We start from the raw sequence: 24,568 nt of genomic DNA on the forward strand, positions 1-24,568 counted from the left end.
GGTCGAGGTGGTCGGACGAGAGCGGCTTCCCGGCATTGCTGCGGGGAGAGCAAGCGCACCGGGGAAATTCCTGATCCGTAGCGATGCCGGGGAGGCCGGGCGGCCGTGGAGTGCGGGAACCCGGACGTATTGGCCGCCGGGCGAAGATCGACCCAACACGCAGCCTGGCTTCGGCGGATGACATTTCCGGCAAGTGCAACGTGTCCAAACCCCGGGTCAGACCTTGCGACATCTGTAGGTCGCAGTTCGGCCACCCTGGCATAGATCGTTGGTTGCGCTCAGGCCACCCAGTTGGCGGGCGTCTGAGGCCCGGGTGACACCAAGGAGCCCTGATGCGCAGAATGTGTTTTGCGCCCTCACCGCCGTCGGGTGTGTCGTCCTTGCCGGCTGCTCCGGCGTATCGAGCCAGCACGACCGTCACGGGCCGGTGACGTACGCGAACGACCAGACCTTCACGCTGGGCACGGGACTGGACGATCTCGGCACCTTCGACCCGTACCGCAATCAGCTGATCTTCGGACTCACCGGCCTGGCGTACGACTCGCTGGTCAACTGGCAGCCCAACGGGACGTTCGCGTCGGGACTCGCCGTCAGCTGGAAGACTGACATGCACGGTGCCACGTTCACCCTCAAGAGTGGCGTCACGTGCTTCGGCGGTTCGCCGTTGACGGCAAGCCAGGTGGCCACCGACCTGAAGTTCCTCGCCAATCCGAAGAACGGTTCCTAATTCGTGTGTAGGCGGTTCCAGATCAGCTCGTGGGTGAGCTGCTGGACTGTTGAAGCGGGTTGGGTTCGTAGCGGCCGCGTGGGCACCGGGCAGACTCCTGTCGGTTCCCGGCCCGTCGAGGCCTTATGAGAGAACGGTGGCGCCCGGTGTCTTCGGGCCGCTGCGGAACCCAACCCGGCCTCCCGTACGTAGATCGTTGTGGTGTGAGCCCGTCGCAGGGCGACCTCTTCGCTTCCTCCCGAGCCGCCGAGCTCTTCGTAAGACGGAGGCCCCTGCGGTGCGCTGGTGCCGCGAACGGCTAGTCGGTGACTTCGCACATGGGGATTTAGGTCTCCAGCCAGCGGGGTCTGGTTTCATCGATGCCGAGGAGTTCGAGCAGGTGTGCTTGGACTCCTTGGCTGATGAGGATGGTGGGCGGGTCGGTGGCGGTGCCGGGGCGGAGCATGAGGCTGTCGAGGTGGTAGAGGATCATGCGTCCGGTGGGGCGGACCCTGCGGTTGTCGGGGTAGAGGCCGCTCATAGTCTGCTCGGGGCCCAGGGCCTGGCGTACTTGGCGTTCGATCAGGCAGAACACCAGCAGCGCGAGGCAGATCACGCTGATCAGGGCGGCGATGCGTCGATTGTGTTCCAGGAAGACCGGCGCGACCGCGAGCGGGCCCTTGAAGTCGCTGTAGCGGCGTTCGACTACGCCTTGGCCCTTGTAGCGCCGTAAGGCCTCGGCGGCGTCGGCCTGCTCGGGAGTGAGTCGGGTGACCAGGGCGTACCAGCCGTCGGCGGCGGCCTGCGCGTCCAGGACGTCCTGGTCGAAGTGCCAGGTCAGCGACGGGCGGCCGTCGGTATCGGTGGTGACGGTGGTGCGCAGGCAGCTCGCCACGCGGCGGGTCTTGGTGATCACGCCGATCCGGGCCTCGACCTTGGCGGCGGTGTTGTAGTAGCGGCCGCCGGCGGAACACTGCAGTTTGTCCAGGTCCTCCGCCGCCCTGGCCAGGCGTTTGGCACGGGCGGCCTGCTGGCCTTTGGCGTTGCCGGTGGAGTGGACCAGGATCCGCCGCAAGGTATGTACGGGATCACGCTTGCGGGGCCCGGCCATGACGTGGACGTCTTCCAGAACCCGGTAGGACTCCCGCTGATCGGCGGGGGTATTCCGCTCGCGGTCGCGGTCGTTGACGTAGCCGACCAGCTGAGCGGAGTCCACGTCCAAGGCGGCGTAGACCTCGTCCTTGACCTGGGCGGCCGGGAGCGGGGCGATGAAGTCGACCTTCGCGTCCAGCAGCGCGGTGATGTTCGGGTACGACACGAGCTTGGAGTCCGCGACCAGCAGGAAGTCCTTGCGGTCGGCGATCTTCCGCAGGGCCTTCATCGCGCCGACGACCTGGGCGACCTCGCCCGCGCCGCCGTCGTAGACCCGGTGGAAGAGCGGGATGCCGCCGTCGCGGCTGACGGCCAGCCCGGCCTGGATCTGCTTCAGGTCCACTCGCCGGTCCTTGGGGTGACCGTACCTGACCTGCGGGAAGCCTTCTTCCTGGTCCTCGTAGGCACCGAACAGCGACAGCGAGGTCATGTCCCAGTGAATCTGAGTGACATCGACGCCGAACTCCGTGATGGCCTGCGCGCCGACCGAGCCGGTGATCTCCTCCAGATTCGGCGCGATCGCGTCCAGCGCACGGACGAGCCGATCATCGTTGAGCAGCCCAGGCTCTACGCCGAAGACTTCCTCCACGGCCCACTTCCGTGCCCAGTCCTCCACCCGGACCATCGACGTGGGCGAGGACAGACGGTTGGCGACCAGCACCTCGATGACCTGCCCGTGGGTCAGATGCGCCACGTCCCGCACCGGGCACAGTTCGTCGATGATCCCGGCCACGTCCAGCCGGCGCAGAAACTCGGCAGAGGCAGGCAGAGCGCCCAGACGCCTCTCCACCACAGAGGTCAACTCCACCGCCATGCGGGGACGCTGGACCCGGGAACGACGTGTACGAGATATCGGCACATCCCACTCAACGAACCACACCCGTCCAGGTACCGGCCACATGACCGGATCATCCGATCCGGTCATGTGCGGAGGATGGGGCTAGTGAGATGGCGGACCGAAGAGTCCTGGAATTAGGTCGCCGCGTGGCCCGCACAGGCTCACCACCTGCGCACACAACAAGTGAATGGAGAACCGTGTGACCGTGTTCTGCGGGATCGACTGGGCCGAGAGTCACCATGACGTGGCTCTGGTCGATGACACCGGACAGCTGCTGGCCAAGCGCCGCATCACGGATGACACGGCGGGCTACCGGCTGCTGCTGGACCTGCTCGCCGAGTACGGCGACACCGCCGAGGAACCGATTCCCGTGGCCATCGAGACCGGGCGGGGTCTGCTCGTTGCCGCCCTGAACACCGGAACACGGCCGATCTACGCGATCAACCCCCTCGCCGCGGCCCGCTATCGCGACCGCCACAGTGTCTCGCGCAAGAAGTCCGACGCCGGCGATGCCCTGGTCCTGGCGAACATCCTGCGAACCGATGGACACGCGCACCGCCAGCTGCCCGCCGACACCGATCTCGCACGGGCGATCACTGTCCTCGCCCGTGCCCAGCAAGACGCGGTCTGGGCGCGTCAGCAGCTGGTCAACCAGGTCCGCTCGCTGCTGCGGGAGTTCTTCCCTGCCGCCCTGGACGCTTTCCTGGGCAAGCAGTACGGCCTGGCCCGCCCCGAGGCCCGCGCGGTGCTGACCTCGGCACCGACCCCGGCCAGGGCCGCCAGACTCACCCCGGCCCAACTGCGGGCGGCACTGAAACGCGCGGGCCGCACCCGGGGCATCGACGCCGAGGCCGATCGCCTGCGAACCATTTTCCGCGCTGACTACGCCCACCAGCCGCAGGCCGTCGAGGATGCCATGGGCTATCAACTTCTGGCATTGATACGCCAGTTGCACGCAGCCTGCCTGGCCGCCGAGGAACTCGCGACGGCGGTGGAGGAACATTTTCGCCGGCACCCGGACGCTGAGATCCTCCTCAGCTTTCCCGGCCTGGGAGTACAGCTCGCCGCCCGGGTGCTCGCCGAGATCGGAGACGACCGCAGCCGCTTCGCTGACGCCCGCGCTTTGAAGGCCTACGCGGGATCGGCTCCCATCACTCGCGCTTCGGGCAAGAAACGCTACGTCGGACGGCGCTTCATCAAGAACGACCGACTGATCACCGCTGGATTTCTCTGGGCCTTCTCCTCGCTGAGAGCCTCTTCTGGGGCTGACACGCACTACCGCCGACGACGCGAGCACGGGGACTGGCATGCCCAGGCCCAGCGGCACCTGTTCAACCGCATGATCGGCCAGCTCTACCACTGCTTGCAGACCGGACAACTCTTCGACGAACAGCATGCCTTCACCTCCTCGGCAGCGGTGTTGACCGTCGCAGCTTGACTTCTTAGGCACGTGAGATGTCTCTCAGTACGGCGTGACTGTCCCGACCGTGCCCTTCACGGTCACGGCCGACGACACGAGCCGGACCGTCACCATCGCGATGAGCAAACCGTACGGCTTTCTGCTCAACACGATCGGCCTGGCACCGATCGTGTGTGCCAAGGGCATGAAGGATCCGTCGATCCTGAAGAACAGCTCGAGCGGCACCGGCCCGTTCGTCCTGACGAACTACCAGCCCGGCCGGAGCATGACCTTCATCAGGCGCCAGGGCTACGCCTGGGGCCCCAACGGCGCCGCCACCTCGGCGCCGGGCACACCGGCCAAGATGGTGCTGAAATTCGTCACGGACGAAACGACCGCGGCGAACCTGATCCTTGCCGACCAGCTCAACGCCGCGGTCATCAAGGGCCCGGAACGGCAACGCCTGAACGGCCGCGGGCTCGACAAGGTGGGCTCCGCCGGTTCCGGGGAATGGCTCTGGTTCAACCAACTCGGCAACCGGCCCACCCAGGACCTCGCTGTCCAGAAGGCGCTGTTGATGGCCGCGGACCTCCCGCAGCTGATCAAGGTGAGCACGGGCGGCATCGGCACCGCCGCCACGGGGCTGATCAATGCGCGGCCGACGGCGTGCCCGGGGAACCCCCTCGCCGGGCAGCTGCCCGAACACGACCTCGACGCGGCGGGTGCGCTGCTCGACCAAGCCGGCTGGGTGGAGGGCAGCGACGGGATTCGGCGCAAGGGAGGTGCGACGTTGCACCTCGACGTGCACTACGTCCCGAGCGTCAGCGTCTACGCCCAACCCACCGCAGAGCTGGTGGCGCAGGAGTGGAAAGCGCTGGGGGTGCAGACCAAGCTCACGGCGGACACGACCACCGCGCTGAGCCAAACGATGTTCCAGACCAGCAACTCGGACGTCTATCTGGAGCCGTTCGGGGGGAATCTGCCAACGCAGATGGTCCCGTACGTCTCCGGTCCGACCCCGCCGGACGGGGTGAACCTGGCCGGGATCAACAATGCCGCGTACAACAGCCTCGTCGCCAAGGCCGAGGCCCTGCTGCTCGTCTGGCGGCGGACCTCCCGGCCGGGCGACCCCGCCCCGCTGCTGCGCCCGGCCGGGCTGGATCCCGCCGCCCGCTACCGCGACGTCCGCACCGACGCGGTCCACTTCGCAACTGTGCTGCGGGAGTACGGGATCCGGCCCGAACTGCCCCGTGGGGACTGGGCGAGCGCGGCGGTGCATCTGGTCCGGATGCCCTGAGGGGGACCAAGTTTCACTTAATTAGTAATAAATATTGACGGGAGTCGGATGAGCCGCCACAGTCCTGTCCGTGGCGCCGCCCCCTGATCTCCGGGGGCCGGGCGCCGGACATCCCCAACTCCTGGGAGAACCAGTTGATTTCGCAAGGTGCAAGGATGACGCCTGCCCGGCGCGCCGCGGCCGCTCTGGGCGCGGCCGTACTGCTCGCCGTGTCGGCACCGGCCGCACACGCCGACCAGCGGCCCGCCCAGGGCGCACCGCCGTACTACGACAGCGGCCTTGCCTCGACCCCGTACATGGGCTGGAACACCTACTACGGCCTGGGTGCCCCGACAGAGGCCCAGGTCAAGGGAGTTGCCGACTTCCTGGTCAGCAGCGGCCTCAAGGGCAGCGGTTACGACATCGTCTGGCTCGACGGGGGCTGGCAGGCCGACGATCCGCGGGACGATCAGGGACGGCTGGTCGCACACCCCGACCGCTTCCCCTCCGGCATCCCCGCCCTGGTGGACTACCTGCACCAGCGCGGACTGCGGGCCGGTATCTACACCGACGCCGGGACCTACGACGGCGGCAAGACCTGCGGCCTCGGCAGCCGGGGGCACTACCGGGAGGACGCCGAACAGTTCGCCGGCTGGAAGGTCGACGCGATCAAGGTCGACTTCCTCTGCGGGATCACCGAGAAGATCGACCCGGGGCCCGCGTTCAAGGAGTTCAGTGACGCCGTCGCCAAGTCCGGCCGGCGCATGCTGCTCAATCTGTGCAACCCGCTGACCGATGACTGGGGGCTCCCGCACACACCGGCGCAGGATGCCCACAACGCCTATGTGTACGGCCCGACGACCGCTGACTCCTGGCGGACCGGTACCGACATCGCCTGGGGCACTCCGTCCGTCGGCCAGTGGCCCAACATCCTGCGCAACATGGACGCCAATGCCTGGCACCCGGAGGCGCAGGGGCCGGGCCACTACAACGACCCCGACTACCTGATCCCGATGCGCAAGCTCGCGGACGGCTCGTACGAGCTGACCGCGGAGGAGTCCACCACCCAGCTGGTGATGTGGGCCGAAATGGGATCCCCGCTGGTCATCGGCTCGGACCCGCGCACCCTGCCCCGGCAGATGATCGACACCCTGCGCAACCCGGAGATCATCGCGGTCGACCAGGACCCCCTGGCGATCCAGGGTGTGCGCGTCGCGACCGACGCCACCGGCGACGTCTACAGCAAGGTGCTGAAGGGCTCCGGCAAGCGGGCGGTGGTGCTCCTCAACCGCTCCGACCGGGCCGCCGAGCGCACCGTGAGCTTCGCCGACGCCGGACTGGGCGGCCCGGTCGGGGTGCGGGACCTGCGGGCCAGGAAGGGCCGCGGCACGCACACCGGTTCGTACACCGTGGAGGTGCCCGCGCACGGCACCGCCTTCCTCGCGCTGAGCGGCCGGGACGAGGCCCCGGGCACATCGCTGGGCATCCGGTCCGACGCGAGCCCCGCACTGGTGCGGGACGGCGACCGGCTGAGCGTGTTCACCCGGGGCGCGGACGGTTCGCTGCGGCAGCTCAGCGGGCGCGACGGGCACTGGAACGCGGGGACCACCGGCCTCGGCGGGCCGACCCACGGCAGGATCGCGGGAGCGCCCGCCGCGTACTCGGCCGGTCCCGGCCGGATCGACGTTTTCGCCCGGGGCACCGATGACGCGGCCTACCGGATCTCCTACGCCGACGGCCGCTGGGGCCGGTGGCAGAAGCTCGGCGGCGCACTCGCCGACACCCCGGCCGCCGCGTACGACAGCTCGGGTCGCTGGACCCTCTTCGCCCGGGGCACGGACGGGCGGATCCACACCCGCGGGGCGGCGAGCGGCTGGTCCGCGTTCCAGGGCCCGGAGGGGTCAGCGCTGTACGGGCGGCCCTCGGCCGTCACCGACGCGGCGGGGCGTACGCATCTGGCTGTCCGCACCGACGACGACTCGGTGCGCACCCGGGTGCGGGAGGCGTCCGGCACCTGGTCGGACTGGACCTCGCTGGGCGGCACCGTGAGCGGCAGTCCCACGCTCGTCGCCACTGGGGACCAGGTCCGGCTCTATGCCCGCGCTGGTGACTACACCCTGTGGCAGCGCACCTATGCCACCGCCACCGGCTGGGGTGACTGGTCCCGGCAGAGCGCCTTCGTCAGCGGGGCCTTCGACGGGGAACCGGCCGCCGTGGCAGGGCCCGACGGCGGGGTGCTGACGGCCTTCCGCGGTGTCGCGGGGCTCATCCGTCAGGGCGCGATCTGAGCGAGGGCGCGGCCCGATGCAGGCCCGGTCCAAGCAAGAAAAAATAAATTAGTAATTAATCTTGACGGTGGCTCACCTGCCCCGTCAGTCTGTATCAGCCGAACGAGGGCCCGGCCGTCAGGGGGCCGGGCCCCGTTCCGTGGGCGCACAGGGAGACCCATGAACACCACAGCACAGAGTCGCCGCACCTTTCTCGCCGGTGCCGCGGCCGTCGGCGCCACCGCGTTGACCAGCGGCTGCGTCGCCTCGTCGTCGAGTGGCGGAAAGGGGGGCTCGGGCGGAGCGGTCACCCTGCAGTCCAACCTCTCCTCACCCCAGGCCAAGTCGGCGATGCAGGACGTCATCGACGCCTTCAACAAGCGGGGCGGAGCACGCGGCTCGCTCAACACCGTCGCCTCGGAGACCTTCCGTACACAGCTGCCGACCTACCTCACCTCGGCCAACCCGCCGGACCTCTACACCTGGTACCCGGGATCGGTGGCGGAGTCGTACGCCAAGAAGAACCTGCTGCTCGACGTCAGCGACATCTGGGAGAAGCCCGAGCTCGCCGGCTACTCGGACGCGCTGAAGAAGCTGTGCACCGACTCCGCGGGAAAGAAGATCTTCGTCCCGACGACGTACTACTGGTGGGGCGTCTTCTACCGCAAGTCCAACTTCGCCAAGTGGGGCGTCAAGGAGCCCAGCACCTGGGACGAGTTCCTCGACCTGTGCGACAAGCTCAAGAGCAAGGGCGTCGCCCCGATCGGCCTCGGGGCCGGCGGCAACACCCCCTGGGTGGCATCCTCCTGGTTCGACTACCTCAACATCCGCATCAACGGGGCCGCCTACCACCGCGACCTGCTGGCCGGAAAGCACCGCTTCGACGACCCCGAGGTCCGCACGGTATTCGACCGGTGGAGCGAGGCACTGCCCTACTTCGACCCCAACGGGACCGCGCTGCCCTTCCAGGACGCGACCACCGCACTGCTCCAGGGCCGCACCGGCATGATGCTCATCGGCACCTTCTTCGCCGACGCCGCCCCCAAGGACCAGCTCGGCGACATCGACTTCTTCCGGTTCCCCGTCATCGACCCGAAGGTACCGCTCGCCGAAGAGGCCCCGACCGACGGCTACTTCGCCGGCGCCCGGACCGGCCGCAAGGACGAGACCAAGGAACTGCTGCGCTACCTCGCCACCGCCGAGGCCCAGGAGATCTACCTCAAGGGCTCGTCCGGCACCTCGCTGCCCACCCACCCGGACGCGAAGGACAGCGGAACCCCGCTGGTCATCAAGGGCCGCAAGCTGATCGAGAGCGCCGCGGATGTCACCCAGTTCTTCAACCGCGACTCCAGTGACGCCCTCGCCCCCACCGCCGACACCGCACTCACCCGCTTCCTGGCCAAGCCCAAGGAGATCGGTTCGATCCTCACCACCTGGCAGCGGGACGCGCAGAAGATCTGGAGCCAGTGACATGGCGGTACTCACCGCACCACGGAAGGAGAGCCGGGAGCGCACCGCGGGCCGGCCCCCGGCCCGCAAGCGGGCGACCCGGGTCCCACCCGTCGTCCTGGCATTCGTCCTGGTGCCGCTGCTCGCCGAGGCGTTCTGGGTGTTCTGGCCGGCGCTCCAGGGCCTCTACCTCTCGTTCACCAAGTGGGACGGGGTCTCCGCCCCGGAGTTCATCGGACTGGCCAACTTCCGCGAGATGTCCGGCGACGCCGTCTTCCGGACCGCCGCCCTGGACACCGTCATCTGGCTGCTGCTCTTCGGAGGCCTCTCGGCCGCCCTCGGCCTCGGCGCGGCGCTCCTGCTCCAGCAGGAGCGCAGGGGCGTCGGCTTCTACCGGGCCGCGCTCTTCCTGCCCGTGGTGTTCTCGCTCGTCGCCACCGCGCTGGTCTGGCAGGCGATGTACCAGCCGGACGGGCTGATCAACAAGACACTCGAAGCGGTCGGGCTCTCCGGTCTCACCCACGCCTGGCTCGCCGACCAGGACACCGCCCTGTACGCCGTGATCGTGCCCGCGCTGTGGCGCCAGATCGGCTATGTGATGGTGCTGTACCTGGCCGGGCTCAAGGGCATCGACCCGGTGCTCTACGAGGCGGCGAAGGTGGACGGCGCCACCCGCCTGCAGCAGTTCCGCCACATCACCCTGCCACAGCTCAGCAGTGTCAACGCCGTCGTCCTGTCGGTGATCGTCATCGACTCGCTGCGCTCCTTCGACGTCGTGTGGGCGCTCACCCGCGGCGGCCCGTACCACTCCTCCGAACTCCTCAGCACCTACATGTACTCCACCGCCTTCCAGTCGCTGCGACTGGGCTACGGCTCCGCCCTCGCGGTCGTGATCTTCGTACTCGCCTTCGGCGTGATCGCTTCCTACCTCGTCCGCGCCTTCCGGGAGGCCGACGCATGACCGCCACCCACGCCCCGACCCCGCGCACGGACCCGCAGGAGACCGCCCCGGCCGTGCCGCGCGAACGACGCCGGATCTGGGGCACCGCCGGATTCCACATCGGCGCCGGACTGCTCTCCGCACTGTGGCTGCTGCCCATCGCACTGGTCCTGGTCACCAGCGTCCGGTCCTTCGACGACGTCGCCGCCCACGGAGTCGGCAGCCTGCCGCACTCCTTCACCCTGGACGGCTTCCGCCAGGCCTGGGTCGACGGCGGACAGCAGCGCGCCCTGATCAACAGCCTCCTGGTCACCGTGCCGACGGTGCTGCTGTCGCTGCTGCTCGCCTCGACGGCCGCCTTCGCGCTCAGCCGCTACGACGTACCGCTGCGCCGAACCCTCCTGCTGATGATGCTCGGCGGGAACCTGCTGCCCCCGCAGATCCTGCTGGTCCCGGTCTCCAAACTCAGCGAGCTGCTGGGCCTGTACGACTCGCTGTACGCCCTCATCGGCGTCCAGGTCGGCTTCGGCATCGGCTTCTACGTCTTCGTGCTGCACGGCTTCATGCGGTCCATCCCGCCGGAGATCCAGCAGGCCGCGGTCATCGACGGCGCCGGACCTTGGCAGATCTACACCCGGATCATCCTGCCGCTCGCCAAGCCGGCCATGGCCGCGCTCAGCGCCCTGTCGTTCACCTGGATCTTCAATGATCTGCTGTGGGCCATCACCGTCCTGCGCACCGACAGCCAGATGCCCATCACCGCCTCGCTCATCGGACTCCAGGGCCAGTACGTCTCCATGTGGAACGTCATCGCGGCCGGTTCCGTCATCGCCGCGGCCCCGACCGTCGTCGTATTCGTCAAATTCCAGCGCCACTTCGTGGCCGGACTCAATCTGGGAGCAGTGAAGTGAGCCCGCACGAACGGTGGCTGTTGCGCACCGAGAACACCACCTACGCGATACGGATCGCGGGCGAGGGCCGCTGGGCCGAACTCGTCGCCTGGGGCCCGCACGGGGTCGAGACGGGCGAGTCCCCCTTCGACCGGCCGTACCGCACCCACTTCATCACCCCCGCCGACGCCGCCCCCGCCGAGTACCTCCCGTACGGGCTGCGCCCCTTCACCGGCGCCGAACTCGTCGCCCGGCGCCCGGGGCAGGAGCGCGGCACCTGGTGGACCTTCGACTCCGCCACCCGGGACGGCGACCGGGCGCTCCGCCTCGACTTCACCGACGAGTTGCAGGGACTGCGCGCGACCCTCTGCTATGAGACCGTGCCCGGCACCGATGTGATCCTGCGCTGGACGGAGCTGAGCTGCACCGGCGAGGAGGAACTGCGGCTGGAACGCATCGACTCCGCGGCCGTCACCGTCCCCGTCACGGACGGCGCCCGGCTCACCTACCTCACCGGCCAGTGGTCCCAGGAGTTCACGCGCACGCAGCTCGAACTCACCCGCGGCCGCTTCGAGATGGCCTCCACGCAGGGCGTCCCCGGCCACGCCTACGCGCCCTGGCTCGCCGTCCAGGACGCCGCAGCCCCGGACGGGGGCGACACCCCGACGTACGGCGTCGCACTGGAGTGGTCCGGCAACTGGCACCTGACAGCCGATGCCGAGTCCGGCGGCGCCGTGCGTGTCGCGGCCGGTCGGGTGCCCCACGAGGGCGCCGTCCGGCTCGCCCCCGGCACCACTCTCACCACCCCCCGGCTGGCGTGCGCGTTCAGCCCGGAGGGCCTCGACGGCCTGGCCCGGGTCTGGCACCGCTTCGAGCGCCGGCTCAGCGGCGAGCGGATGAACCGGACCCGCAAGGTCCTCTACAACTCCTGGGAGGCGACCGGCTTCGACGTCGACGCCGCCGGCCAGCTCGAACTCGCCCGGATCGCAATGGACATGGGCGCCGAACTCTTCGTTGTCGACGACGGCTGGTTCATCGGCCGGCACGACGAGACCGGCGGCCTGGGTGACTGGCACCCCGACCCGGCGAACTTCCCCGAAGGCTTCGACCACTTCATCGACGAGGTCCGCGCCACCGGCATGGACTTCGGCCTGTGGGTCGAACCCGAGGCGATCAGCCCGGCGTCACGGCTGTACGCCGAACACCCGGAGTGGGTCTACCGGATCGACGGCCGCCCCGCCACTCTGGTGCGGGAGCAACTGCTCCTCGACCTCGGCCGCACGGACGTACAGGACTTCGTCATCGCCACCCTCGACCGGCTCCTCGGCGACCACGCCGTCAGCTACCTCAAGTGGGACATGAACCGCCCGCCCACCGAACGCGGCCGGCCGGGCGACCGCCTCGTCGAGGAACAGGACCTGGACGCCGCCCATGTCGCCGGATACCTGCGCGTGCTCGACCATCTGCGCGACCGCCATCCGCACGTCACCGTCGAGGGCTGCGCCGGGGGCGGCGGGCGCATCGAGCACGCCACCCTCGCCCGTACCGATGTGGTGTGGCCCAGCGACAACACCGCCCCGCTGGACCGCCTCGCCATCCAGTACGGCTATCTGCACGCACACGCCCCGCACACCATGAGCTCGTGGGTCACCGACTCGCCCGGTGTCTTCGACCCGCGCCCCCGCTCCCTGGGCTTCCGCTTCGTCACCGCCATGGCCGGGGTCCTGGGCATCGGCGCCGACATCCGCACCTGGTCCACCGGACAGCGCACCGAAGCGGCCGGGTGGGTGAGCCGCTACAAGGAGATCCGCGACCTCCTCCACCACGGCGAGGTCCGGCTGCTGGGCACCCCGGCCGACGCCACCTGCGGCATCCAGTACGAGGAGGAGGGCGGTGCACGGATCGCAGTCACCGCCTGGAACACCGGGCGCCTGAACGGGGCGCCGCTCGTCCCCGGACGCGCCGCCCGGCTGCGGCTGCGCGGCCTGGACCCGGCCGCCCGCTACACCGATCAGCAGACCGAGGCCATCCACAGCGGCGCCCATCTGCTGCACTACGGACTGCCGTTCGCCTGGACCGCGCAGTACGACGCGGAACTCGTCGTACTGATCAGGCAGTAGCCACAGGCCGGTGGGCACCGGTCAGCGGCCACCCGCCTGACATGCCGTCACTAGAGTCGCCGACAAGCCGACAACACGTAGGAACCCCGAGGAGTCGACCCGCCCCATGAACCAGAACCCCCGCTTCGCCGACAAGGTGGCCGTGGTCACCGGAGCCGCCTCGGGCATCGGCGCGGCCACCGCCGAACGGCTCGCCACGGAGGGTGCCGCGGTGATCATCGCGGACATCGCGGAGGGCCCCGGCGAGAGAGTCGCCGAGGGCATCCGCGCCCGGGGCGGCCGGGCTCTCTTCGTCCGTACGGACGTCTGCGACGAGGCCGACTGGAAGCGGACCGTGGCCGCGGCGCACACCTTCGGACCCGTCGGCGTCCTGGTGAGCAACGCCTACACGGTCGACGTCACCCCCGCCCACGAGATGACCGTCGCCTCATGGGAGCGCCAGCTCGCGGTGAACCTCACCGGAAGCTTCCTCGGCTTCCGGGCGGTCCTGCCCGACCTGCGTGAACACCGCGGCGCCGCGGTACTGACGTCCTCGGTCCACGCCCACAAAGGCATCCCCGGACACCCCGCCTACGCGGCGTCCAAGGGCGCGCTGCTCTCCCTGTGCGGACAACTCGCGGTGGAGTACGGACCCGAGGTGCGGGTCAACGCCGTGCTGCCTGGACCCATCCTCACCGCGGCCTGGGACCGGGTCGGGGAGGAGGACCGCCGCAAGAGCGTCACCGAGACCGCAGCTGGCCGGTTCGGCACCCCGCAGGAGGCGGCGGCCGCCATCGCGTTCCTCGCCGCCGACGAAGCGTCCTACATCACCGGAACGAGCCTGGTCGTGGACGGCGGCTGGTCCGTCGTCAAGGCTTCGGCCTGAGTGCCGCCGTACCCACATCGCACAGCAGAAAGGCACACAGACATGACGCCATACGCGCGCCGCGGAGTGCACGGCCAGACCGTGGAGACTCTTGCGCGCCGGGTCCTGAGCGGCGAGATCCCCGAAGGGGCGACACTCGACCTCGTCGCGCTCCAGGGCGAACTTGACGTCAGCCTGACCGCCCTGCGGGAGTCCCTGAAGGTCCTCGCGGCCAAGGGGATGGTCGACGCGCGCCAGAAGCGCGGCACCTTCGTCAGAGCCCGCTCCGACTGGAATCTGCTCGATGCGGACGTGCTGCGCTGGCAGTTCGCGGGCGGCCCCGAATCCGGCGCCGACCTGGCGCTGCTGCGCAACCTCGGCGAGGTCCGCGGCATCATCGAGCCGGCCGCCGTCCGGCTGGCCGCCGAACGTCGCACCGACACCGACCTCGACGCACTCGAAGCGGCCCTCACCGCGATGGGCGAGCAGGAGGGCGGCGCGGCCCACGCGGTCGAGGCGGACCTCGCCTTCCACCGCGCGCTGCTCGCGGCCACCCACAACGAACTGCTGGAACGCATGGAGATGGTCATCGAATCCGGCCTCGCGCACCGCGACGAGATCGTGCACAGCTCGCTGCACGGCGAGGACCCCGTACCCAGCCACCGTGCCGTCCTGGACGCCGTGCGCGCGCAGGACCCGGCCGCCGCCGAACGCGCCATGCGGGCCCTGCTCGACCAGGCCGTACGCGACCTCGACCGGGTCCACGGCACTGGAGCGGCCACCGACGAGGGGACCGGGACCCGGTGAAGATCACACGCATTGAGACCTTTCTCGTCCCGCCCCGCTGGCTGTTCTGCCGGATCGAGACCGACGAAGGAGTCGTCGGCTGGGGTGAACCCGTGGTCGAGGGCCGGGCCGAGGTGGTCCGGGCGGCCGTCGACGTCCTTGCCGAATATCTGATCGGAAAGGACCCGCTGCGCATCCAGGACCACTGGCAGGTACTCAGCAAGGGCGGCTTCTACCGGGGCGGCCCGATACTCTCCAGCGCCGTCGCCGGAATCGACCAGGCCCTGTGGGACATCGCAGGAAAGACCTACGGCGCACCCGTGCACGCACTGCTCGGCGGCCCCGTGCGCGACCGCGTCCGGGTCTACGCCTGGGTGGGCGGCGACGAACCCGTCCGGCTCGCCGAGGAGATCACCGCCCAGGTCGAGGCCGGCTTCACCGCCGTCAAGATGAACGCGGCGGGCCGCACGTCACCGCTGGCCACCCCCGCCGAGACCGCCGCCGTTGTCGAACGGGTGGCCGCCGCTCGGGAGGTGCTCGGTCCCGGCCGCGATGTCGCCATCGACATGCACGGAAGATTCGGTCCGGCCGGGGCCCGCCGGGTGCTGCACGCCATCGAGCCGCTGCACCCTCTGTTCGTGGAGGAACCCCTCCTGCCCGAGCAGGGGCATCTGCTCCCCGCCCTCGTCGGGGCCACCTCCGTCCCCATAGCCACCGGCGAACGGCTCTACGGACGCGCCGAGTTCCTGCCCGCACTGACGGCCGGGATCGCGGTCGCCCAGCCGGACCTCTCGCACGCCGGGGGCATCTCCGAGGTCCACCGCATCGGCGCGCTCGCCGAGACCTACGGCGCGCAGCTCGCCCCGCACTGTCCGCTAGGCCCCATCGCCCTCGCGGCCAGCCTTCAGATCGCCTTCGCCACCCCGAACTTCCTCATCCAGGAACAGAGCCGGGGCATTCATTACAACAAGGACGCCGACCTTCTCTCGTACGTCGTCGACACCGAACCGTTCCGCTTCGACGACGGACAGGCCCGGCGGACGGACCTGCCGGGGCTCGGCATCATCGTCGACGAGAACGCCGTCCGCGCGGCCGACCGTGCCGGACATACCTGGCGCAATCCGGTGTGGCGGCACGACGACGGCGCCTTCGCCGAGTGGTGAGCGCCATGACCCCGCCGCGGATCGGGACTGACCCGGCGCACGGCGGACGGTGGACGTCGCTGCGGGCGGCCGGACGCGAATGGCTCTGGCACCGCGACGAGCCGCGCCGCCCAGGCGTCCGTCCGGGCGACGCCTTCGCCGACGCCGGTGGACTGGAGGAGTGCGTACCGACGGTGCGCGGCACTCCCGACCACGGCGACGCATGGGCCCGGCCCTGGCAGCGGGCCGCCGACGGCACCGAGTCGGTCGACTGCCCCGACTTCGGACTGAGCCGTCTGATCCATGCCGACGGGGACGGGACGGTGGTCGACTACCGGCTCACGGCGGAACCCGGCTATCGCTTCCTGTGGGCCGCCCACGCCCTGCTCGACCTCGCGCCGGGCGCCCGCATCGCGATCCGGAACGGCGCGCCGACCCGTTTCTACCCGGACGGTGGCGCGCAGTGGACCCCCTGCTCCTGGCCCTCGCAGCCCGGCCGGGACGGCGGGCTTGACCGGCTCGGTCCGGACGACGGGACGGCCGTCGGCTCGATCGTCGACACCCCGCAGGTGTACGTCCACGACGGCGCGGCCACCCTGCGGCTGGCCGTCGAGGCCGAGGGCCAACCGGTGTCCGTCGCGCTGTGGCGCAACCTCGGGGGCTTCCCCGAGCAGGAGCCGTACCGCTCCATCGGGGTCGAGCCGATGCTCGGCCGGGTCTTCGACCTGGCGGCCGCCGGGGACGGGGACGCCGCCCGCGTCCCGGACAGCGGCGAGGTCCGCTGGCGCCTCACCGTGACGGCGGAAGCGGCACCGCAGACAGAGACAGCAACAGCAACAGCAGTACAGAAGGGAAAGGGAACCCGCACGTGGATCTGCTGACCGCGCTGCGCACCCACCGGATCGTCGCCATCGTGCGCGGCGACGACGCGGATGCCGCGCTCAGGACCGTACTCACCCTTGCCGAGGAGGGACTGGCCCTCATCGAGGTCTCCCTCAGCGGAAAGGACACGCTCGACGTCATCCGCCGGGCCCGCGCCGCCCTCGGCCCGACCGCACCGCTCGGAGCAGGCACCGTCCTTACCGCCGAGGACGCACGGGCGGTACGCGACGCGGGAGCCGACTTCGTCGTCACCCCGGCCGTCTGCGAGGGCGTCACCGAGGCGAAGCGTCTCCGACTGCCCGTGCTGGCCGGAGTGATGACCCCGGCCGACATCGTCGCCGCGCAACGGCTCGGCGCCGACGCGTACAAGATCTTCCCCGCCGAGCAGGCCGGTGGACCCGGCTATCTGAAGGCGCTGCGCGGGCCGTTCCCGGACGCGCCGTTCGTGCCGGTAGGGGGAGTGGACGCCGAACTGGCCCGCAGCTATCTCGCCCGGGGCGCGGTCGCCGTGGGCGTCGGCTCCCCGCTGATCGGCGACGCGGCCGACGGGGGCAGCCTCGACGCGCTGCGCGAACGCACCCGTGCCTTCCTCGATGCCGTACGCCTCCCCACGGACGCCGGGCGATGAGCGTCGGCGCACCGGTCGTCCAGTGGCAGGACCGGCTCGGGCTCGGCGAGGGGATCCGCGCGGTCGACGGCCGCATCGTCCTCGTCGACATCCTCACCGGACGGCTGCTGGCCGGTCCCGCCGACCGCACGGCCCCGCTGACCGAACTGGCCAGGCTCTCCGATCCGTTGGGTGCGGTCGCCCCCGTCCACGGGCGCCCCGGTCACTGGATCGCGGCCGCCGGCACCGGCATCTGCCTGATCACCCCGGACGGCTGCCCCGAATGGCTCGGCCGCCCCGAGGACGGGGCTGCCACGCCGATGCGGATGAACGACGCCACCGCCGATCCACAGGGCCGGTTCTGGGCGGGCAGCATGGCGTACGACGCCGTGGAGGGCGCGGGCTCCCTCTACCAGGTCGGCCATGACGGCACGGTGGCCCGGGTGCTGGACGGCCTCACCGTGCCCAACGGCCCGGCGTTCGGTGCGGACGGCACCGTGATGTATCTCGCCGACAGCGCGAAGGGCGTCATCCGCCGCTATCCGGTCGACCCCGACAGCGGGCTGCCGGGTGCGCCGGACACCTTCGCCGTGTTCGACGGGGGCAGCCCGGACGGCATGACGGTGGACGTCGAGGGCGGCCTGTGGACCGCGGTCTGGGGTACCGGCACCGTCCACCGCTACCGCGCCGACGGCACCCTGGACCGGCGGATCCGGCTCCCCGCGGTGCAGCCCGCCGGACTCTGCCTCGACGGGGACACCCTGTACGTCACCAGCGCCCGGCACGGTCTCGCCGCACCCGGACCGCTGGACGGCGCGGTTTTCGCGGTGCGGGTCGGGGTTCCCGGCCCGCCTGCTTCCGCCTACCGGCCGGGGAGCGCCGAGTGACGGCGATCCACGCGTCCCGCGAAGTCGGCTGGCGGCCCGCCCCGGGACCTGTGACCTGCATCGGTGAGACCATGGCCGCGCTGGTCCCGGAACCCGCCGCCCCACTGGACGGGGCCGGTCTGCTGGGGGTGCGGATCGCGGGCGCCGAGTCCAACGTGGCGATGTACCTCGCCGACCATGGGGTACCCGCCCGCTGGGTCTCCGCGCTGGGCGACGACCCGTTCGGACGCCGGATCCGTGCCGAAGTGGCCGCGTCGGGTGTTGACATCAGCGGCGTACGAACCGACCGGCACCGCCCGACCGGACTCCTCGTCAAGGACCCTGGCACCGACGGCACCCGGGTCCACTACTACCGCCGCGGCTCCGCCGCCTCGGCTCTGACCCCGGACCTCCTGGACGACGACGCCGTGCGCTCCGCCGGGCTCGTCCACCTGAGTGGCGTGACCCCGGCGCTCTCGCCAGGCTGCCGGGACCTGGCCACCGCGCTGCTGGAGCCCGCCGCCGGTGAACGCCCCCGCCCCGTCAGCTTCGACGTCAACCACCGGGCCGCCCTGTGGCCGGACGGGACGGCGGCCGTCGTCCTGCTCGGGCTCGCCCGACGGGCAGACATCACGTTCGTCGGCCTCGACGAGGCACAGGCCCTGTGGGGAGACGGGCTGGGCGACGCCTTCGCCGTGCGGGACCTGCTGCCGGAACCGCGCATCCTCGTCGTCAAGGACGGAGCGCGGGCCGCCACCGCCTTCGATGGCTCCGAGGTCCACACCGTGCCCGCGCCCAGGGTCGAAGTCGTTGAACCGGTGGGCGCCGGTGACGCGTTCGCGGCCGGGTTCCTCGCCGGGCTGCTGCGCGGCGAGGACATCGTACGGGCGCTGCGGCTGGGGCATCTCACGGCGGGCGCCGCGTTGCGTGTGACCGGCGACCACGGCCCGCTGCCGGACCGCGCCCGCCTCGCCGCGCTGCTGGACAAGACCCCCGAGGAGTGGGCGGGAGGGGGGTGACCTGGCGATCGGGCCACCGTTGCCGAGTTCTTGCCGCAGCGGGGCAGTTCCGCTGCCTGGCCCGGTCGCCCGCCGCTGGGACCATCGTGTCTCGGACTCCTCACAAGCGCCGGGCCATCGATCTCCAATGAGGCGCACGGCGCAGGGCGGCCCACTGACCACCGCGTCTCCCCGCGACGGCGGCGAATGCCGTGCGTCGGCGCGGGGAGAGGTGCGGTCAGTGGGACACGGTCAGGGAGAGGTGATCAGTGGGTCTCCGCCACGCAGGCGCGGTCGTGCGAGGGCCGCTCGCCCGTGGTCAGGAAGCTGGTCACCGCGTCGTTCGCGCACTGGTTCTTGCCGTACGGGTAGACGCCGTGACCGCCCTGGTCGGCCGTGACCATCGTGGCCCGCTTGCCGAATGCCTGCCGCAGCTTGCGGGCAGCGACCAGCGGCGTACCGGGGTCGCGCTCGTTCTGCACCATGAGGACGTTCGACGGGCCCCGGTCGCTGATGCGCACCTGCGGCTCGACCGGGTTCGTCGGCCAGTACGCGCACGGGCCGATATTGGCCGCCATCGCGCCCAGCATCGGATAGCGGATCCGGTCGATGGCGACGTGCGCCTGGTAGGACAGAACCGAGCGCGGCCAGCGCGAGTCGCCGCAGATCACGGCGAGACGGCCGGAGGAGGAGTTCTCCAGGTTCTCCCAGGGCAGCACGGGAGGCGGGGCCGGCAGCGGTGTGTCCGTGTCGACGGCTTTCCACAGCTGGGCCAGCCCGGCCATGCCCGCCTCGGTGTAGAGGAGGCCGAAGGTGGCACCCCGGAAGAGGGTGCCGTTGACCTCCTGGACCGGCTTCTTGTCCAGGCGCGCGGCAAGCTCGTAGTACTTCGCGGTCACCTGCGCGGGGGTGGTGCCCAAGCCGTACTCGGGGTGCTCGGCGGCGAACTTCGCGAAGTCCGGGAAGCGGTCCTGGAGGCCGCGGGCGAACATCCGCATGGCGGTCGCGTCGTAGCCGCCGGGGCCCAGGTTGCTGTCGAGCACGATCCGGTCGCTGTGCTGCGGGAACATCGTCGTGTACACGGCGCCGAGGTAGGTGCCGTAGGACGTCCCGTCGTACGAGATCTTCGGTTCGCCCAGCGCGACCCGGATACGGGCCATGTCCCGCGCGGTGTTCGCGGTGGTGATGTGCGGCAGCAGCGACGCCGTCTTCGAGGTGGCGCACTGCTTGGCGACGGTCTTCGCGTACGTCGCCTCCTTCGCGACGTCGGCGAGGGTGTCCGGCTGCTCCGGGAAGTTGCCCCGGACCTGCTGCTCCGGCGTCAGGTCGCAGGTCACGGGGGTGCTGTGACCGATGCCGCGCGGGTCGAACCCGATCACGTCGTAGGTGTCCAGGACGCTCTGCGGCAGACCGCCCAGCTTGAGCAGGGCCGGGTAGTTGAGCCCGGCCCCGCCGGGGCCGCCCGGATTGGTGAACAGCACGCCCCGGCGCTTTTCCGGCTTCATGCTCGCCAGGCGGGAGATCGCGACCTCGATCTTCTTCCCCTCCGGGTGCCGATAGTCGAGCGGGACCTTGAGGGTCGAGCACTCCAGCCCCGGCAGGGCGGAGTCCTTGGGACAATCGCCCCATCGCACGGTGCTCGGCGTCTTCGCGCTCGGCGCCTCCGCCGCCGAGGCCCCCGGGATCGCGACCACCGCCATCACGGCGGCGGTGAGGCTGAGGGACAAGGTTCTGCGCATGTGGCTTCCTCCTGGGCGGCGCTCCGGGACTCCGGGCGCCTGGATCGAAGGGTGGGGGATGTGGGGACGGGGTGAGGTCAGGTGGGGACGAGGTGAGGCCCTAACAGTTCATCCGGACCAGGACGTCGAGCTGAGCGGGGTTGTAGAGGTCGAGCATGGCCAGGACGATCGCGCGCTGGGCGAAGTCCGCTCCGTGCGGGGCGTCGGCACTGAGGTCCTCGAAGTTGGGGAACTCGGTGAGCATCTTCCTGACGGCGGGCGCCTGGAGCATGCGTTCGGCCAGGTCCTGGCGGGTGGCCTCGTCGGCGTCGGTGGCCAACTCGCCGAACTCCGCGAGGGCCGGGTCGAGTTCGTACGTCCGCAGGGTGTCCGCGTAGGCGTCGAGCGCGGACTTGCCGAGCACCTGGGACATGACGACGGTCAGCGCGCGGTCGGCCGCCGAGACGTTGGCGGCGGCGACGACACCGCCCAGCTCGGTCGGAAGCTCGGTGGGTGCCGAGTGACGCAGGATCAGGTCCATCTCCGTACGCAGTCGTTGCTGCCGTTCGATGGACGCGGCGAGTTCGCTGTCCAGCTTCCGCCGCGCCTCCTCGGGGTGTTCGTCGGCGCCCCCAGTTCCGCGATCTGCGTCAGCGAGAGGCCAAGGCCCGTGAGGTGCTTGATCCGTAACACTCGTACGAGGTGCGGCACGCCATAGCTCTTGTAGCCGTTGGACCGGCGTTCGGGCTCGGCGAGCAGGCCTATCTCGTGGTAGTGCGGAATCGCGCGCAGTGTCGTGCCGGCAAGCTCCGCGAGCTGACGGGTACTCCACCCCACGGCATCCCCAGATCCTGATTCACCGGCGCGGACGCGTCAGCAGGGTCAGTTGAAACCATGCCGCTACGGCACAGTCAAGGGAGATCGGTTGTATCCGCGCAGGATCGCCCGCGCCATCTGGGCGTGCCGGACGCCGGCGCCGGCGGCGGCCGTCCGCGGGTCGAGCCGGAACCGGGCTGCGGTGAAGCGCCCCGGGTGCTGGAGGGCGTAGTCGCGGTAGACGTTCGCGAAAGCGGTCAGGGCGTCTTTGCCGGCCCGTCCGGCCACCGCGGTGGAGACCTGGTCGGCGAGTTCCTCCAGGGCGAGCAGAGCGATCTTGGTCTTGAGATCGTGGGCGTTCTTCACGTGCGAGTACAGGCTCGCGGTCTTGACACCGAACCGCCGGGCCAGCTCCGCGGGGGTCGCCTGCTCGAAGCCGACCTCGTCGGCCGGCTCTGCCCCCGCCCGGACCGGGCGCTCCGTGGTCGGTCCTACCCGTCCCACCCGTGCCATCTTCATCCTCCGAATCGCTTCTCATCCCTGACATCGACGATTATGCACTTGCCTAATTTGATTAGGCAAATTAGCGTGCCATTTATGAAGCCACTGACTGAGCGAGAGATTCGTACCGCGTTCGTGAACTGCACCAAGGGCGAGGCCAAGCGCCTGAGCGTCCCCCGTGACCTGGCCGAGCGGTGCTGGGACGACTTGGACTTCCTGGGCTGGCGAGATCCCCAGGCCCCCGACCGGGCCTACCTCGTGACCGAGCTGGACGGCCACCCGGTCGGCGTCCAGCTGCGCTCCTCCGACGTCGGCTCCTGGCAGATGCGGCGCAGCATGTGCTCGGTGTGCGTGACCACCCACACCGGGGGCGTCTCCCTGATGGTCGCGCCGAGGGCCGGGAAGGCCGGACAGCAGGGCAACTCGGTCGGCATCTACATGTGCAGCGACCTGGCCTGCTCCCTGTATGTGCGCGGGAAGAAGGACGCGGGCATCGGCGCACGCCTCCACGAGTCCCTCACCCTGGAGGAGAAGGTCCAGCGGACCGTGGCGAACCTCGCCGCGTTCATCGCCAAGGTGACCGTGTGACCCGGGCCCGCCTCCCGGCCTCACCCCGTATCGCCCCCGCTGCCCGGCCCTGAAGCGCTGACCGGGGCAACGACTCCGCTTCTCGGCCCCGACGCACCGTCCGCGTGTTGTGGCAGCTCCTGGGGACCGCCGACGGGAACGGCTGTCGTGTGGCGACAGCAGGTACGCCGAGCGCGCACAGAGGACTCCGCGGCGCCTCGGGCATCGGCGCTGCCTTCCGGGCAGGCCGTACTCATCACCGGCCCGCCTCGTGCGCCGCGTGGCGCGAGCGCGCACTGCACTGATCGAGCTGCTCACGGACGTGGAGGAAGGCTCTGTGGCCGGAGCAGTCGAACCGCCTCAGCAGCACGGTCGGTGCAGGAGGCCGGCAGCCCGTGTCCGCTCGTCCTGGCATGAGCCAGTGACAGCGGGCCCACAGCCGCGCTGACCCACCGGATGGTCAGGAGTATGCGGAGCCGTCAGTCCATCCGGCGATCCGGCGAGTTGGCCGTCTTCCAGCTGTCGCCGTACCAGCTGACCTACTACCCCAAACTGAGCCAGTAGCCGCTGTGACCTGTTTCGAAAGTGGATCAAGGTCCTGCGATGATCACCTCTCGTGGCCCGGGGAGATCTGACAGACGCTCAGTGAACTTTGCTGGAACCGTTGTTGCCGAAGGGCGTTGAGTGTGCCATCTCCGGCATTGGTTCCTCGCTGTCAGGCTTGGCGGGCGTAGGACGCGAGGCGATCGGCGAGCTCGATGACGAGGTCGCGCAGTTCATCGGGGCGCTCGATGACGAACGGACGGTCGAGTGAGGCGAGTACCGGAGGCAACCAGTCGAGCCGCTCCGCCTGCAGCTCGACGCGCAGCCAGCGCTCGGTCGCCCGGTCCTCGCCTGCCGTGGGCGCGTGCTCGTCCAGGCTCGCGACGCTGGCGGGAAGGTGGGCGCGGATCTGCTCGACGGTCCCGTAGATCCGCAAGGTCACCTCATGCCGGTACTCAGCCGTGGCGAACCCTGACAACACGCGCTGTGCCGGATCGGGACCCGCCGGCGCCTCGAATGAGCCGGGCAGGGTCCTCGCGTCTGCGATGCGATCGAGCCGGAAGGTTCGGTCCTCGCCGATCTCGGGGTCCGTGCCCGTGACGTACCACCGGCCCGAATGGGCGACGACCCCGTACGCGTGCAGCGTGCGTTCGCTGCGCCGTCCGTCGCGGTCGGTGTAGCGGATCGAGACCGGTCGGCGGTGGCGTACCGCATCGGCGATGGTGAGCAGGACCCCGGCGTCCGGGGTGTCGAACTCTCCGGGCTGATCCGTGAAGGCGAGAGATTCCAGGAGTGTGTCGAGCCGGCCGGCGACGTGCTTGGGCAGCACCCGCCGGATCTTGGCCGATACCGTCTCGCTCGCCGTGCGCTCCGCCGTCATCAACCCTGCCCGGCGGCCGGCGGCCGGCGACCAGGCCGAGCAGCACGGCCAGCGCCTCGTCGTCGCTGAGCATGAGCGGAGGCAACCGGTACCCGGGGGCGAGCCGGTACCCGCCGTAGCGGCCGCGCACCGACTCCACGGGCACGTCAAGGTCGATCAGATGATCCACATACCGCCGCACGGTGCGCCCATCAACGCCGAGCCGGTCGGCGAGTTCGGCCACCGTCCGGGTGCCGCCCGACTGCAGCAGCTCCAGGAGTGTCAGCACGCGGCCGGTGGGTCGAGGCATGTGCACAGCCTAACGCGAATACAGGACCGATTCTGTCCACTATTTCTCCTAGCCTGCGACGTGCAGCCATTCCATCTGCCAAGGAGATCACC

The 24,568-nt window shown here is 70.2% G+C and carries 20 protein-coding genes and 2 pseudogenes; 16 read left to right on the forward strand and 6 right to left on the reverse strand.

The genetic code is table 11. The features are described 5' to 3' along the window. The first annotated feature begins 427 nt into the window (after nucleotides 1-427). Nucleotides 428-727: a hypothetical protein gene (locus tag OG395_RS48260; RefSeq protein WP_327248575.1), complete on the forward strand. Its 300-nt coding sequence runs from the start codon at nucleotides 428-430 to the stop codon at nucleotides 725-727. A gap of 325 nt (nucleotides 728-1,052) precedes the next feature. Here OG395_RS48260 and OG395_RS48265 read toward each other — a convergent pair whose 3' ends face one another. Further along, nucleotides 1,053-2,672 carry an IS1634 family transposase gene (locus OG395_RS48265; protein ID WP_327243145.1) on the reverse strand — a complete coding sequence of 540 codons (1,620 nt, stop codon included), beginning with the start codon at nucleotides 2,670-2,672 and terminating at the stop codon, nucleotides 1,053-1,055. A gap of 211 nt (nucleotides 2,673-2,883) precedes the next feature. On the opposite strand from OG395_RS48265, the gene OG395_RS48270 reads away from it, so the two are divergent. From OG395_RS48270 to OG395_RS48335, 14 genes are all read left to right on the forward strand, one after another. Next, complete coding sequence (locus OG395_RS48270) at nucleotides 2,884-4,134, forward strand: IS110 family transposase (protein ID WP_327241299.1); 1,251 nt, start codon at nucleotides 2,884-2,886, stop codon at nucleotides 4,132-4,134. 49 nt (nucleotides 4,135-4,183) lie between these two features. After that, the gene (locus OG395_RS48275) at nucleotides 4,184-5,392 is read left to right on the forward strand and encodes an ABC transporter substrate-binding protein (protein ID WP_327248576.1); all 1,209 of its coding nucleotides are present in this window, start codon (nucleotides 4,184-4,186) and stop codon (nucleotides 5,390-5,392) included. 155 nt (nucleotides 5,393-5,547) lie between these two features. Continuing rightward, nucleotides 5,548-7,659 carry a glycoside hydrolase family 27 protein gene (locus OG395_RS48280; RefSeq protein ID WP_327248577.1) on the forward strand — a complete coding sequence of 704 codons (2,112 nt, stop codon included), beginning with the start codon at nucleotides 5,548-5,550 and terminating at the stop codon, nucleotides 7,657-7,659. A gap of 159 nt (nucleotides 7,660-7,818) precedes the next feature. Continuing rightward, entirely contained in the window at nucleotides 7,819-9,108 is a 1,290-nt protein-coding gene (locus OG395_RS48285) for an ABC transporter substrate-binding protein (RefSeq protein WP_327248578.1), read from the forward strand. A gap of 1 nt (nucleotide 9,109) precedes the next feature. Next, on the forward strand, nucleotides 9,110-10,048 hold the full coding sequence (locus tag OG395_RS48290; protein WP_327248579.1) for a carbohydrate ABC transporter permease: 939 nt from the start codon (nucleotides 9,110-9,112) through the stop codon (nucleotides 10,046-10,048). Continuing rightward, complete coding sequence (locus OG395_RS48295; protein ID WP_327248580.1) at nucleotides 10,045-10,938, forward strand: carbohydrate ABC transporter permease; 894 nt, start codon at nucleotides 10,045-10,047, stop codon at nucleotides 10,936-10,938. Before OG395_RS48290 ends, OG395_RS48295 begins: the two co-directional genes overlap by 4 nt. After that, entirely contained in the window at nucleotides 10,935-13,037 is a 2,103-nt protein-coding gene (locus OG395_RS48300) for an alpha-galactosidase (protein WP_327248581.1), read from the forward strand. Before OG395_RS48295 ends, OG395_RS48300 begins: the two co-directional genes overlap by 4 nt. A gap of 106 nt (nucleotides 13,038-13,143) precedes the next feature. Beyond that, nucleotides 13,144-13,902 (forward strand): SDR family NAD(P)-dependent oxidoreductase, encoded by a 759-nt coding sequence (locus OG395_RS48305; protein WP_327248582.1) that lies wholly within the window; start codon nucleotides 13,144-13,146, stop codon nucleotides 13,900-13,902. Nucleotides 13,903-13,944: 42 nt separating this feature from the next. Further along, nucleotides 13,945-14,688, forward strand: a complete 744-nt coding sequence (locus OG395_RS48310) for a FadR/GntR family transcriptional regulator (RefSeq protein WP_327248583.1) — start codon at nucleotides 13,945-13,947, stop codon at nucleotides 14,686-14,688. Next, a complete protein-coding gene (gene dgoD / locus OG395_RS48315; protein WP_327248584.1) occupies nucleotides 14,685-15,830 on the forward strand; it encodes a galactonate dehydratase in 1,146 nt (381 codons plus the stop codon). Before OG395_RS48310 ends, dgoD begins: the two co-directional genes overlap by 4 nt. A gap of 5 nt (nucleotides 15,831-15,835) precedes the next feature. Continuing rightward, entirely contained in the window at nucleotides 15,836-16,690 is an 855-nt protein-coding gene (locus OG395_RS48320) for a hypothetical protein (protein ID WP_327248585.1), read from the forward strand. Beyond that, entirely contained in the window at nucleotides 16,678-17,319 is a 642-nt protein-coding gene (locus OG395_RS48325) for a bifunctional 4-hydroxy-2-oxoglutarate aldolase/2-dehydro-3-deoxy-phosphogluconate aldolase (RefSeq protein WP_327248586.1), read from the forward strand. Before OG395_RS48320 ends, OG395_RS48325 begins: the two co-directional genes overlap by 13 nt. After that, nucleotides 17,316-18,185, forward strand: coding sequence for an SMP-30/gluconolactonase/LRE family protein (locus OG395_RS48330; RefSeq protein WP_327248587.1), 870 nt, complete (start codon nucleotides 17,316-17,318; stop codon nucleotides 18,183-18,185). The genes OG395_RS48325 and OG395_RS48330 overlap by 4 nt, the downstream gene beginning before the upstream one ends. Nucleotides 18,186-18,256: 71 nt before the next feature. After that, on the forward strand, nucleotides 18,257-19,183 hold the full coding sequence (locus tag OG395_RS48335; RefSeq protein ID WP_376343408.1) for a sugar kinase: 927 nt from the start codon (nucleotides 18,257-18,259) through the stop codon (nucleotides 19,181-19,183). A gap of 245 nt (nucleotides 19,184-19,428) precedes the next feature. Here OG395_RS48335 and OG395_RS48340 read toward each other — a convergent pair whose 3' ends face one another. From OG395_RS48340 to OG395_RS48355, 4 genes and pseudogenes are all read right to left on the reverse strand, one after another. Further along, the gene (locus OG395_RS48340) at nucleotides 19,429-20,901 is read right to left on the reverse strand and encodes an alpha/beta hydrolase (RefSeq protein WP_327248589.1); all 1,473 of its coding nucleotides are present in this window, start codon (nucleotides 20,899-20,901) and stop codon (nucleotides 19,429-19,431) included. Between the two features lie 100 nt (nucleotides 20,902-21,001). Further along, nucleotides 21,002-21,421 (reverse strand): hypothetical protein, encoded by a 420-nt coding sequence (locus OG395_RS48345; protein WP_327248590.1) that lies wholly within the window; start codon nucleotides 21,419-21,421, stop codon nucleotides 21,002-21,004. Next, nucleotides 21,412-21,717: a MerR family transcriptional regulator gene (locus OG395_RS48350; protein ID WP_327248591.1), complete on the reverse strand. Its 306-nt coding sequence runs from the start codon at nucleotides 21,715-21,717 to the stop codon at nucleotides 21,412-21,414. Before OG395_RS48350 ends, OG395_RS48345 begins: the two co-directional genes overlap by 10 nt. A gap of 87 nt (nucleotides 21,718-21,804) precedes the next feature. Beyond that, nucleotides 21,805-22,209: pseudogene (locus OG395_RS48355) on the reverse strand (TetR/AcrR family transcriptional regulator); the annotation flags it as partial. 84 nt (nucleotides 22,210-22,293) lie between these two features. On the opposite strand from OG395_RS48355, the gene OG395_RS48360 reads away from it, so the two are divergent. Next, nucleotides 22,294-22,785: an FBP domain-containing protein gene (locus OG395_RS48360; RefSeq protein WP_327248592.1), complete on the forward strand. Its 492-nt coding sequence runs from the start codon at nucleotides 22,294-22,296 to the stop codon at nucleotides 22,783-22,785. A gap of 694 nt (nucleotides 22,786-23,479) precedes the next feature. Here OG395_RS48360 and OG395_RS48365 read toward each other — a convergent pair. Next, a pseudogene (locus OG395_RS48365) lies at nucleotides 23,480-24,476 on the reverse strand (helix-turn-helix transcriptional regulator). Nucleotides 24,477-24,568 lie beyond the last annotated feature (92 nt).

The organism is Streptomyces sp. NBC_01320 (assembly GCF_035974375.1).
Classification (GTDB): domain Bacteria; phylum Actinomycetota; class Actinomycetes; order Streptomycetales; family Streptomycetaceae; genus Streptomyces; species Streptomyces yanii.